Below are 12,035 nucleotides of genomic sequence, written 5' to 3' on the forward strand. Positions count from 1 at the left end.
CACACGATGGACGTCACACTAGGCATGATCCTGGGATTTCTCGGCATAGCCCTGGCGGTGGCCCTGCCAGGCGTCGGATCGGCCATGGGGGTAGGGCTAGTGGGCTCGGCGGGGTCGGGGGTCGTCACGGAGGACCCGGACAAGTTCGGACAGATACTGCTCTTGCAGGTCATTCCCGGAACGCAGGGCATATACGGGCTCCTCACTGGGTTCGTCCTCATGATGAAGCTCGGGGTGTTCAGCGGGAGCGTGCTCAGACTGACAACGTCCGAAGGGCTGCTCGTCATAATGGCTGTGCTCCCCATCGCCGTGGTCGGCTGGCTTTCCGCAATTCACCAGGGAAAGGTCGCGGCGGCTGGCGTTGGGGTCGTGGCGAAGAGGCCTGAGGAGCTGGGTAAGCCCGTTACCTTCGCGGCCATGGTGGAAACGTACGCGGTGCTTGCGTTCCTCGCGTCGCTGCTTCTCATCATGTTCGGCCTGCCTCTCAAAGGAGTGGCGTGAATGTCGGCTCTCGAGAAGATGCAGGAGAAGATCCTGCAAGATGCGAAGGCCAAGGCTGACGAGATCGTGGCTGCGGCCACGGCGGAGGCTCAGGCGATAGTGGCCGAGGCCAGGGAAGAAGCTACGAGAAAGCGAGATGAGGTGCTGGCGCGGGGCAAGGAGAACGCCGACGAAGAGATGAGGCGTGCCCTAACACTCGCGGAGCTTGATGCCCGCAAACAACTGCTTGCAACGAAGGCTGCCCTCATCGACGAGGTATTCCAGGAAGCTCGGAAGCGGCTCACTTCGCTGGAACCGGGCCGGTACAGGGCTTACTTGAAACGGGCGATTCTCGAGGCCGTGGAAAGCGGCGAGGAAGAGGTCGTCCTGTCGGCACGGGATCTCGAGAGCGTCGGACCTGAAGTCGTGTCGGAGGTGAACGCGGAGCTGGCGAAGCAAGGTCGTAAGGGCGCGCTTCGACTTTCCGGCGTTCCCGGCGGATTCACCGGAGGCTTCGTCTTGCGGACGGGAAGAACGGAAGTGAACTCCACGTTCGATGCCCTCCTCGCGCGAGAGCGCGAAGCGTTGGTAGTTGAGGTAGCAAAGGTCCTGTTCGGCTGAGGCTCAGCACCCGAAGGGGCATCCCGGGAGGTGACGGACGGCGAGATGCTAGGGCTTGAATCCAGGTACGCATATGCTACCGGGCGCGTGAGGGTGCTCGAGACGAGGCTCCTCGACCGGGGTCGCATAGACCGGATGATCGAGGCCCCCGACCTCGAGGGGGCGCTGAAAGTATTGGCCGAGGCGGGCTATGCCCGCGCTCAGGTTTCGGGCAGATCCCTCATGACCGTTGACGAGATAACGTCGAGTGAGGAAGCCAGGCTTGCTCGTCTGATTCAGGAGACGGCTCCGGAGCCAGGGCTCGTGGAGTTGGTCACGGCGAGATGGGACTTCCACAACCTGAAGGCGATGATGAAGGCGAAGCTGCACCGAGTTCCTCCGGAGAAGGCTGTGGCGAGGCATGGCGCCTGCGACCTGGCTTTGATCGAACGTGCGGTGGAAGGTGACGGAAGGGGCCTGCCAGCTCAACTCGCTGAGGCGCTCAGCGTGGCCAGGGCTGCCCACGAACTGCGCCCCACTCCTGAGACCATCGACATCGCGGTGGACCGCGAGATGTATCGCTACCTTCTGGCGAAGGCGAACTCGCTCCGCATTCGGTACCTTGTGGACCTCATTCAAACGGAGATAGACCTCTTTAACCTCGCGGTTTACTTCAGGTCGAGGAGGATGGGGAGGGACAGACGGCTTGCGGAGCAAGCGATGGCGCCTGGCGGAAAGCTGAGCCCGCTCATGCTCATGGCGTCGTACGACCAGCCTCTTGAAGCCGTGGCAACGAGCGTGGCGGGCACCGGATACGAGGCCTTGGCGGGTCGGGCAGCGGGCGCGCTCGCAGAAGGAAGGCCCATCGCCGAGTTGGAGAGGATGTCGGAGGAATTGATGTGGGAGCGCATCCGCAAAGCGCGCTACGTTCCACTCGGACCCGAGCCGCTCGTTGGATACATTTTCGCGAAACTGTACGAGCTCAGACTGGTGAGGCTCATCCTCGTCGAGAAGCTCTCGGGCGTGTCTAGGGATACCATCAGAGAAAGGCTGCGTGATGTGAGTGTTTAAGTTCGCAGCCGTGGGTGAAGAGGGTTCAGTGTTCGGGTTCCGCGCCCTCGGAGTGGACGTCTTCGTTGTCAAACCCGAGGACGACGCTGCGGCCGTTCTTCAAGACGCCCGCAAAGGAGGGTATGCCGTGATCTTCGTCACCGAGCATGTGGCGAAGGCTGTGCCCGAGGTCATAGAGGGATTCCAGGACACGCCGCTGCCTGCGGTGCTCATCATACCAGGCGTGGGTGGCTCTCTGGGGCTTGCCTCGCAAAGGATGAAGAGGATCGTCGAAAAGGCGGTCGGAGCCGACATCCTGTTTCAAGAGAGAGGGTAGGATCGTCGATGGACGTGGGAAGGATCATCAAGGTTTCGGGGCCGCTCGTTGTGGCGGAGGGCATGGGCGATGCCAGAATGTACGATGTCGTGCGCGTGAGCGAGAAGAAGCTCATTGGCGAGATCATCGAGATGCGCGGCGACAAGGCTTCGATCCAGGTGTACGAGGAGACCGCCGGGCTCGGGCCGGGGGAACCCGTGTACTCGACGGGCGAGGCCCTCTCGGTGGAATTGGGCCCGGGGCTCATCGAGTCCATCTACGATGGGATTCAGAGGCCTCTCGACAAGATCCGGGCCGCGGTGGGCGACCGCATCGAGCGCGGCGTGGAGTTTCCTGGTCTCGACCGCGGGCGAAGGTGGTCGTTCGAGCCTCGGGTGAAGCCAGGTGACCGCGTAGGTCCGGGGGACGTGCTAGGTGTGGTGCAGGAGACCAGTGTCGTGGAGCACAGGATCATGGTTCCCCGAGACGTGGAGGGTGTCGTGGACGAGATCCGCGCCGGGGAGTTCACCGTGCTCGACGTCGTCGCCAGGATCAATACGGTGTCGGGCGTGAGGGACATCACGATGGTATCGAGGTGGCCGGTGAGGCGCGGCCGCCCCTACAAGGAGAAACTCGCTCCTTACCAGCCGCTCGTCACCGGGCAGCGCATCATAGACACGTTCTTCCCCGTGGCGAAAGGCGGCACAGCGTGCGTGCCAGGTCCCTTCGGCAGCGGCAAGACGGTGGTTCAGCACCAACTTGCGAGGTGGGCGGACGCCGACATAATCGTGTACGTCGGATGCGGCGAGCGCGGGAACGAGATGACCGAAGTGCTCATGGACTTCCCAGAGCTCACCGACCCGCGCACGGGCGAGCCGCTCATGAAGCGCACAGTACTCGTGGCGAACACTTCAGACATGCCTGTTGCGGCGAGGGAGGCCTCGGTGTACACCGGGATCACGATCGCCGAGTACTTCCGTGACATGGGTTACAACGTCGCCCTCATGGCGGACTCCACGTCGCGGTGGGCGGAGGCGCTGCGTGAGATATCCGGAAGGCTCGAGGAAATGCCCGGCGAGGAAGGCTACCCGGCGTACCTCAGCTCACGGGCTGCGGAGTTCTATGAGAGAGCCGGCCGCGTGAGGTGTCTGGGCAGCGACGACCGTGAGGGCACGCTCACTGTAGTCGGCGCGGTGTCGCCTCCGGGCGGCGACCTCTCTGAGCCGGTAACCCAAGCCACTTTGCGCATAGTCAAGGTCTTCTGGGGCCTCGACGACTCGCTGGCGGCGCGCCGTCACTTCCCGGCTATCAACTGGCTCATCAGCTACTCGTTGTACCTCGAGAGGCTTGAGGAGCACATAACCGACACGGTCGCCTCCGATTTCGGTTCGCTGCGGGCGGAAGCCATGAAGATCCTTCAGGAAGAGGCGGAACTGGAGGAGATAGTGAGGTTGGTGGGCGTGGACGCGCTCTCGGTGAAGGACAGGCTCACTCTCGAGACCGCTAAGAGCCTGCGCGAGGACTTCCTCCATCAAAACGCTTTCCACGAAGTGGATACGTACACCTCACTTAAGAAACAGCGGCTGATGCTCAAGGCCATCCTCGACTTCCATCACGCGGCGCTCGCCGCGGTGGAGCAAGGCGTGAGCCTCGAACGCATCCTCGAGCTCCCTGTGAGGGACGCCATAGCGAGGATGAAATACGTGCCGGAAAGCGACACGACGAGGCTAGACAAGATCGGCGAGGATGTGGCGAAGGCGTTTGCCGACCTTGCTCAGGCTGGGGGTGAAGAGGTTGCTTAAAGAGTACCTTACGGTCTCCGAAGTCGTCGGGCCGCTGATGATGGTGGAGCAGGTTCGGGACGTGAAATACGGAGAGCTCGTTGAGATAGAGATCGCTTCAGGCGAGACCCGGCGGGGGAGAGTGCTCGAGGCGTCCGGGTCGAGGGCGCTCGTGCAGCTCTTCGAGGGGTCGGCCGGGCTCAACCTCGCCAAGGCCAGGGTCAGGTTCCTCGGAAGGGGCATCGAGCTGGCGGTGGCCCCGGAGATGCTTGGACGGGTTTTCGACGGGTTTGGTCGCCCGCGTGATGGGGGGCCGCCTGTGATCCCCGAGAAGAGACTCGACATAAACGGGAGTCCCATAAACCCTTATGCCCGGAACTACCCATCGGAGTTCATTCAGACTGGAGTCTCCGCGATCGACGGCATGAACACCCTGGTGCGTGGGCAGAAGCTTCCCATCTTCTCCGGGTCTGGCCTTCCGCACGCCGCGCTCGCGGCGCAGATCGCGAGGCAGGCCCGGGTGCTGGGAACCGATGAGAAGTTCTCCGTGGTGTTCGGCGCCATGGGCATAACGTTCGAGGAGGCGGACTACTTCATCAGAGACTTCAGGCGCACTGGAGCCATAGAGCGGGCGGTCCTCTTCCTGAACCTTGCCAACGATCCGGCCATAGAGCGGATATCCACGCCCAGAATGGCGCTCACGGCCGCGGAGTACCTCGCGTACGAGAGGGATATGCACGTGCTCGTCATTCTCACGGACATGACGAATTACTGCGAGGCCCTGCGCGAAGTGTCCGCGGCACGCAAGGAGGTCCCGGGACGGCGCGGGTATCCCGGGTACCTTTACACCGACCTTGCCACCATCTACGAGAGGGCCGGAAGGATCAAGGGACGGAACGGCTCCATCACCCAGATTCCCATCCTGACCATGCCCGAGGATGACAAGACCCATCCCATCGTGGATCTCACCGGCTACATCACGGAAGGGCAGATATTCCTGTCGCGGGAACTCCATCGGAAGGGGATATATCCGCCCATCGACGTCCTGCCCTCCCTGTCCAGACTGAAAGACAAGGGGATAGGCAAGGGCAAGACGCGGGAGGACCACGCAGATACGATGAACCAGCTCTACGCGGCGTACGCGCGAGGCAAGGAAGCCAAGGAACTCGCGGTGATCCTGGGAGAGGCCGCCCTATCTGACGTGGATAAGCAGTTCTCCAGGTTTGCCGACGAGTTCGAAGCGCGCTACGTGAGGCAAGGCGCCGAGGAGAACCGCGCGATCGAACAGACTCTCGGCATAGGCTGGGAGCTTCTGGCGATGCTTCCCACGAGGGAGCTCAAGAGGGTCAGGGAGGAGTACATCCAGAAATACATGCCGAAGGCTCGGACAGCATAGGAACCCGGGGCCACAGTCCCCGGGGTGCCGGGGGACCAGGAATAGGCGGGATTATACGAGAGGGAGGGAGCCGCGAGGCGCTCTGAGCAGGACAGGAACCCTGAATAGGGGCGGGGCGCCTGCGCGGCGATGTCATGGAGGTCAGGGTAAGCCCGACCCGCATGCAGCTTCTGAGGCTCAAGAAGCGCCTTGCCATGGCGGAGCGTGGGCACAAGCTGCTGAAGGACAAGCGCGATGAACTCATGAAGAAGTTCCTGGATCTCATCAGGCAGGAACAGGTGTTGCGCGGACGCGTTGAGGAGGGCCTCGAGAGAGTTCTACCTGCCTTTGTCAGAGCCCGCGCCGCCATGTCAGGAGAAGCTCTCGAAGAGGCCTTCATGGTGCCGAAGGTGTCATGCGGCGTCGACGTGTCCACCGCGACGATCATGAACGTCAAGGTGCCCGAGTTCACTTGGCGTGGTGAAGAGGTGCGGGACGTATACCCCTACGGGTTCGGCGGGACGAGCGCGTCTCTGGACGACGCTGTCGCCGGTCTCGCGGAGCTGCTGCCCAAGTTGGCGGAGCTCGCCGAGGCGGAGAGGGCCATCGAGCTCCTGGCCGACGAGATCGAAAAGACACGGCGTCGTGTGAACGCACTTGAGTACGTCCTCATACCTAACCTAAGGAACGCAGCCAAGTACATCACAATGAAGCTCGACGAGATGGAGCGCGGAAACCTCACCCGTCTCATGAAGGTGAAGGACATGGTCCGCGCGAAATAGACGTCTGCGATCTCTCCTGAGCCGTCGCTATCCGTGTTCACTGCTTGAGCCTCGGATCCAGAGCATCACGCAGCCCGTCGCCGAACAGGTTGAACCCGAGCACGGTAAGGCAGATGGCAATACCTGGGAACATCGACCACCACCACTTGCCCGCTAGCAGGTACTCCTGACCGCGCGATATCTCGTAACCCCAGCTCGGAGTGGGGGGCTGCGTGCCAAACCCGAGGAAGGTGAGGCCCGCCTCGAGCATCACAATGCCGCCCATGCCGAGGGTTGCAGACACGATGACAGGGGCGATGACGTTGGGCAGGATATGCCTGAAGATCACCCTGGCATCGCTGGCACCGGAGGCTATCGCGGCCTGAACGAACTCGGTTTCCTTTATGGCCATCACCTGGCCCCTCACGATCCTCCCTATCTGTATCCAGGAGATGGCTCCAATCACGGTGTACACCAGTGTGTCGCTGGGCGGCAGGTACGCGACTACAGTTATAACGAACAGCAGGAACGGGAAGGCGAAGATGACGTTTATGAGCCACGACACGACATCGTCCACGAACCCACCGTAGTAGCCAGCGAGAGCGCCGAGCGTAGTGCCGATCGCCACCGAGATTATCGTGGCCGCCACGGCCAGTCTGAGCGATATTCTGGTGCCGTACACTACCCTAGAGAACACGTCCCTTCCGTACAAGTCCGTCCCGAACCAGTGTTTGGCACTCGGGGGCGCGAGCTGCGCGGAAGCTCCTTCCGTCCACATGAGCTGCTCGATAGGATCGTAGGGGGCGATCCACGGTGCGAAGACCGCGCAGAGTACCACGAGGAGCACCAGAGACAAGCCGAACATCGCGGACTTGTTCCTCTTCAGGCGCAGCCAGGCGTAATACCAGAGGCTCTTTCCGGCCTCTTCGCGGGCCCGTCGTTCGCGGGCCACGGGCCGTGCCGCGGGCGATGCGGGGGTGTTCGTGTTCGCCGAAGCGGAGCTCGTTCCTCCCATCTCTTCGCACACTCCTACTCGTACCGAATTCTGGGGTCGAACAGCGCGTAGGATAGGTCAACGATGATGTTGACCGCCACGAAAATGACCGCCATGAAGAGCACCTCTCCGCGGAGGATGGGGAAGTCTCTGTTCACCACCGCCTCCACGGCCATGCGCCCGATGCCCGGCCAACAGAATATGGTTTCGGTGAGCACCGCGCCGCTCAGCAGGTTCGCTGTGTCCACACCTATGACGGTCACCACGGGGATCATCGCGTTTCGGAAGGCATGTTTCCAGACGACCTTCCTTTCGGGAAGTCCTTTGGATCGCGCTGTCCTGACGTAGTCCTGGCGTATGACCTCGAGCATGCTAGACCGCGTTATCCGGGCGATGAGGGCCGCGGGTCGCAGGCCCAGCGCCAACGCGGGAAGGATGAGATAGCGGATTCCACCGTAACCCGTGCCGGGGAGCCACTTCAGGGTAACACAGAACACCACTATCCCTAGGAGGCCGACGAAGAAGACCGGCATCGATACCCCGAGCAGTGCGATGACCATGCTCGCGTAGTCCCAGATGGAGTACTGCTTTACAGCTGACACTATTCCGAGAACGATCCCCAAGGGGACCGCGACCAACAAAGCCGCCCCCGCCAGCTTAGCGGAAGCGGGTATCCTCTCCGCTATAGCCTGAGTGACCCTCATGTTGTTTCGGTACGACCGTCCCAGGTCGAGGGTGACGGCGTCTTTGTAGAACTTGAGCATCTGGATGTACCACGGCTTGTCGAGGCCCATCTCCCGCCTGATCCTCTCGATCGTCTCGGGATCCCCCCTTTGCCCCGACAGAATCCTCGCGGGATCGCCCGGTACGATAGTGCTCAGGATGAACACGACGAGGATCACTCCAACGAGCACGGGAATCGCCGCGATGAGCCTTCGAATCACGTACTTTCCCACGGCGAGGACCACCTTCCCTCACAGGTCCCTCACAGGTGCGGCCTGTTTCCGTCGCACGCCCAAGCCCACCTGACCTCGGGTGATGCCCCGCCGACGGGTGGGATCGACCTCCCCATCGGCGGGGCGCGTCCAACTTCCGCGTCTCCCAAGAGGCCAGGTTCGATGCACGGATCGCAGGCGACGACCTCCTGGGGACCACAAGATGCAACTAGCCGATTACAGGTCGAGCCAGACCTCCGTGAACTTGTTGCAGTACTGGCCGAAGGACGGCAGCCTGTAGCCGCGGACGAAGGGCTTCAGCATGTTGTGGCTGGTATAGTGGTAGATGAACACCCACGGCGCGTCTTCGACCACGATCTGCTCGGCCTTCTGGTACAGCTTCCTCCTGACCTCCTGATCCGTCGCCAACCTGGCCTGTTTCGTCAGGTCGTCGAAGAGCGGGTTGTGATACCTTGTGTAGTTGCCCGGGTCTCCGAAGTTGTCGGAGTTGAGGAGCACGTAGAGGAAGTTGTCCGGGTCGGGATAGTCAACAACCCAACCCATGCGGAAGAAGGGCACCGTACCCTGGGTGCCGGCCGTATCGAGGTGCGCACCCCAGTCAACGTTCTTGAGGTCGATCTTGATGCCGACCTGTCCGAACTGAGCCTGCAGGGCTTCGGCTATCCTCTTGTGGCCCTGGCTGGTGTTGTACTGGAGCGTCACTTGCAGTCCCTTCGGATAACCGGCCTTCGCAAGCAGGTTCTTGGCCATCTTCGGATCGTAATTGTAGCCCTTCAGGTTCTCGTTGTAAGCGAACATGCCCGGCGGGAGCACGCCCTTGGCGGGCATCGCCCGGCCGTTGAGGACGAAGTCGATGAGCGCCTGTCTATTGATAGCGTAGTTGAACGCCTGCCGCAAGTACTTGTTGTCCTTGAACGGAGGAAGGGTCTGGTTCATGCCGTAGTAGTACGTGCCGAGCTGTGGCCTTTCGAGGTATGTGCCCAGCTCGTTCACGGCGGTCTTCACGCCGTTGATGACCTTGAGGCCTTTGGACGCCTCGGGGTAGTACGGGTCATCCACGTGGGAGGCATAGAGATTGCCCAGTTTGTACTCTGTCCACTCTATGGTGAAGTCGGTGATGATCCTGAACTCGATGCCGTCGAGATAGGGAAGTCTATTGCCCCACTTGTCCTTCATCCAGTAATTCTCGTTGCGGGACAACACGAGCTTGTCGTCGTGCCTCCAGGACTCGAACTTGAACGGCCCCGTGCCGACGACGTGGAAGTTCCAGTCCTTGCCCCACTTCAGCACGTCTTCCTTGGGAAGGACGACGAAGGTGTTGTAGCTCAGAACCGCTACGAACGGGGCGAACGCGTATGTGGTCTCAATCTGAAGCGTGTACTTGTCGAGGGCCTTGATGCCCGAGATGGAGCTGGCCTTGCCCTCGCGGAATTCCTTGTAACCCTTGACCATGTCTATGAAGTACGCTCTCGGTGAGTTGGTCTTCGGGTCGCATATGTAGTTGAACGTCCATACCCAGTCGTCCGCGGTGACTTCCCGGCCTCCGTTGGCGGTGGGCTTGCCGCCCTCGGTGGTCTTGTGGAAGTGGACACCCTTGCGCAACTTGAACGTGAAGGTCTTGCCGTCTGGAGAGGCCTTCCAGGACTCAGCGAGGAGCGGCACTATCTCTCCGTCAGGGTCGATGGCCACAAGGGTCTCGAAGATTTGGTACCCCACCTCAGCTGAGGTCGTGTCGGTTGCCATGACCGGATCGAGATCGGGGGGATCTGCGTTGAGGGCGTCCTTCCAGATGCCGCCGTACTTAGGCTTCTGCTCCTGTCCGCCGGCCAGGGCCGTCACGCCCAACACGAGGACAGCCACCAGCAACAGTATGGTTACTACGCGGCCTCTACGGAACATTGCTTTACCTCCTTCATCACTCGCATACGCTCTCTTGAGATTCCCTCTAGACTCAAGATGCCACTCTAGCTTGGGAACTTGTCTCGGGAACGATTATCGGTTCACGCCCCGGCCGGCATCCACCTCCCTTCACTGGCGAGACACATCAATGTAAGCGTAGATTGTGTCCACTTCAATCAATATTCTGCGTTTAGAGGGCATTTCCTTCTGGCTGAGCAAGTTTTGACACTCCTCCGGGAGTGGAGGGAATGCAGACAGGACGTCGAAACACTGTGTACGCGTGTTGCGACGTGAAACCCGGGAGACCCTGCGTTATCCCTGTCGGAAGTGGAAAACCTAAGAGACGACACAGGCAACTCGGCGATAGGTCGCAAGGCGCGCACGGTCACGTTTCGTGTGTGGCGTGTTTCAGGGAATCAGTTGACCGCGGAATCGCGCCCTCGCGGCGACATGTGATGATCGACCGAGAACAAGGAACTGGGGAGCGGTGGCTGTGGTGACAGTCGAAACCCTAGACAACGGCCTTCGCGTGACGACTGAGGAAATGGGCCACATGAGATCCGCCGCAGTGACGATCTGGATCGGCGCTGGGGCCCGGTACGAAGAAGCCCGCGTAAACGGGGTGTCCCATTTCATAGAGCACATGCTTTTCAAGGGGACTGCGAAGCGGGACAGCAATCTCAAGATCTCTGCGGCCATCGAGGGCGTGGGAGGAACGATAAACGGTTTCACCAACAAGGAGACCACGTGTTTCCTGGTGAAAGTGCCCTCGGAGAGCTTCGGGCTCGGCCTCGATGTCCTCGCGGACATGGTCCTTCACTCGCGCTTCGACCCTGAAGCCTTGGAGCGAGAACGCGGCGTGGTCATCGAGGAGATCAAGATGGTTAGGGACAGGCCTGACTCGTGGGTCCACATCCTTCTAGAGGAGATGGTCTGGCCCGACCAGCCGCTTGGCAGGAGCGTGGCGGGCACCGAGGACGTCATCAGCGCGATGAGCCGTGAACAGGTGCTGGAATACTTCGAAGCCCAGTACCGACCGGGGAACATGGTTGTCTCGGTCGCGGGAAAGGTGAGCGCGAAGGACGTACGAGATGCGGTGGAGGCAAGTTTCGGGGCTCGAACGGGTGGAAAGCCAGGCGGCTTGGTCCCTGCACGGCCGGCCCCAAAGGGGCCTGTCGCGAGGGTCGAGCGGCGCGACACGAAACAGGCCAACCTCGCGCTCGGTCTTCCCGGGTACGAGAGATTGCACCCTCGGCGCTACGTGTTGGAGATCCTCAACGTGATCCTCGGATGGGGGATGAGTTCGAGGCTGTTTCAGGAGGTGAGGGTGAAGAGGAGTCTCGCGTACTCGGTGGGGTCTCAGTACTCCGCTTACCTCGACACCGGGATCGTCAGGGTGTATGCGGGTGTCGACCCATCGAAGGGCGCCACGGCGGTGAGCGTGATCCTTGAACAGCTTGCCCGGATGCGTGACGAGGCCATCGCCGATGAGGAGCTTCGCAAGGCCAAAGACTTCTACAAGGGAGCGCTTGCACTCCGGCTGGAGGACACCCTCAACCTGGCTCTCAGAAACGGAGAACACATGGTGCTCACGGGACAGATCGTTCCCGTCGACGAGGTGCTCGCAAAGGTAGACGCGGTGACGGCCCAAGACATCGCCGAGGTCGCGTCCGACCTGTTCAAGAAGGAGAACATTTGTCTTGCCGCGGTTGGACCCTTCGAAAAGGAGGATGACATGGCTGCTGCGCTCAAGTCGTCTGTGCTATAATACGAAAACGGGTGTGTCTGAGCCCGGAATGCTCTGCGGTGAAGGCGGGGTGCAA

At 61.2% G+C, this 12,035-nt stretch carries 11 protein-coding genes; 8 read left to right on the top strand and 3 right to left on the bottom strand.

Annotated features, from left to right (window positions below; all coding sequences use genetic code 11):
• Nucleotides 1-6 precede the first annotated feature (6 nt).
• The 7 genes from NUW12_07340 (at nucleotide 7) to NUW12_07370 (ending at nucleotide 6,384) form a co-directional block, all read left to right on the top strand.
• Nucleotides 7-501, top strand: a complete 495-nt coding sequence (locus NUW12_07340; protein MCR4402585.1) for a V-type ATP synthase subunit K — start codon at nucleotides 7-9, stop codon at nucleotides 499-501.
• Nucleotides 502-1,101 (top strand): V-type ATP synthase subunit E, encoded by a 600-nt coding sequence (locus NUW12_07345; GenBank protein ID MCR4402586.1) that lies wholly within the window; start codon nucleotides 502-504, stop codon nucleotides 1,099-1,101.
• Between the two features lie 45 nt (nucleotides 1,102-1,146).
• Nucleotides 1,147-2,151 carry a V-type ATPase subunit gene (locus NUW12_07350; GenBank protein MCR4402587.1) on the top strand — a complete coding sequence of 335 codons (1,005 nt, stop codon included), beginning with the start codon at nucleotides 1,147-1,149 and terminating at the stop codon, nucleotides 2,149-2,151.
• On the top strand, nucleotides 2,144-2,467 hold the full coding sequence (locus NUW12_07355; protein ID MCR4402588.1) for a V-type ATP synthase subunit F: 324 nt from the start codon (nucleotides 2,144-2,146) through the stop codon (nucleotides 2,465-2,467). The genes NUW12_07350 and NUW12_07355 overlap by 8 nt, the downstream gene beginning before the upstream one ends.
• Before the next feature lie 8 nt (nucleotides 2,468-2,475).
• Nucleotides 2,476-4,248 carry a V-type ATP synthase subunit A gene (locus NUW12_07360; GenBank protein MCR4402589.1) on the top strand — a complete coding sequence of 591 codons (1,773 nt, stop codon included), beginning with the start codon at nucleotides 2,476-2,478 and terminating at the stop codon, nucleotides 4,246-4,248.
• Nucleotides 4,241-5,623: a V-type ATP synthase subunit B gene (locus NUW12_07365; GenBank protein ID MCR4402590.1), complete on the top strand. Its 1,383-nt coding sequence runs from the start codon at nucleotides 4,241-4,243 to the stop codon at nucleotides 5,621-5,623. Before NUW12_07360 ends, NUW12_07365 begins: the two co-directional genes overlap by 8 nt.
• Nucleotides 5,624-5,757: 134 nt before the next feature.
• On the top strand, nucleotides 5,758-6,384 hold the full coding sequence (locus tag NUW12_07370) for a V-type ATP synthase subunit D (GenBank protein MCR4402591.1): 627 nt from the start codon (nucleotides 5,758-5,760) through the stop codon (nucleotides 6,382-6,384).
• 37 nt (nucleotides 6,385-6,421) lie between these two features.
• On the opposite strand, the gene NUW12_07375 is transcribed toward NUW12_07370, so the two are convergent.
• From NUW12_07375 to NUW12_07385, 3 genes are all read right to left on the bottom strand, one after another.
• Entirely contained in the window at nucleotides 6,422-7,378 is a 957-nt protein-coding gene (locus NUW12_07375; GenBank protein MCR4402592.1) for an ABC transporter permease, read from the bottom strand.
• Nucleotides 7,379-7,392: 14 nt separating this feature from the next.
• Nucleotides 7,393-8,313 carry an ABC transporter permease gene (locus NUW12_07380; protein ID MCR4402593.1) on the bottom strand — a complete coding sequence of 307 codons (921 nt, stop codon included), beginning with the start codon at nucleotides 8,311-8,313 and terminating at the stop codon, nucleotides 7,393-7,395.
• 216 nt (nucleotides 8,314-8,529) lie between these two features.
• The gene (locus NUW12_07385) at nucleotides 8,530-10,212 is read right to left on the bottom strand and encodes an ABC transporter substrate-binding protein (GenBank protein MCR4402594.1); all 1,683 of its coding nucleotides are present in this window, start codon (nucleotides 10,210-10,212) and stop codon (nucleotides 8,530-8,532) included.
• A gap of 496 nt (nucleotides 10,213-10,708) precedes the next feature.
• On the opposite strand from NUW12_07385, the gene NUW12_07390 reads away from it, so the two are divergent.
• Complete coding sequence (locus tag NUW12_07390; protein MCR4402595.1) at nucleotides 10,709-11,980, top strand: insulinase family protein; 1,272 nt, start codon at nucleotides 10,709-10,711, stop codon at nucleotides 11,978-11,980.
• Nucleotides 11,981-12,035: the final 55 nt, after the last annotated feature.

The organism is Bacillota bacterium, from assembly GCA_024653485.1.
Taxonomy (GTDB): domain Bacteria; phylum Bacillota; class SHA-98; order UBA4971; family UBA4971; genus UBA6256.

What these genes read in the sequence shown, in the direction of transcription:
- NUW12_07340 (MCR4402585.1), top strand. Translation starts at nt 7, where the DNA reads ATGGACGTCACACTAGGCATGATCCTGGGATTTCTCGGCATAGCCCTG.
- NUW12_07345 (MCR4402586.1), top strand. Translation starts at nt 502, where the DNA reads ATGTCGGCTCTCGAGAAGATGCAGGAGAAGATCCTGCAAGATGCGAAG.
- NUW12_07350 (MCR4402587.1), top strand. Translation starts at nt 1,147, where the DNA reads ATGCTAGGGCTTGAATCCAGGTACGCATATGCTACCGGGCGCGTGAGG.
- NUW12_07360 (MCR4402589.1), top strand. Translation starts at nt 2,476, where the DNA reads ATGGACGTGGGAAGGATCATCAAGGTTTCGGGGCCGCTCGTTGTGGCG.
- NUW12_07370 (MCR4402591.1), top strand. Translation starts at nt 5,758, where the DNA reads ATGGAGGTCAGGGTAAGCCCGACCCGCATGCAGCTTCTGAGGCTCAAG.
- NUW12_07375 (MCR4402592.1), bottom strand. Translation starts at nt 7,378, where the DNA reads ATGGGAGGAACGAGCTCCGCTTCGGCGAACACGAACACCCCCGCATCG.
- NUW12_07385 (MCR4402594.1), bottom strand. Translation starts at nt 10,212, where the DNA reads ATGTTCCGTAGAGGCCGCGTAGTAACCATACTGTTGCTGGTGGCTGTC.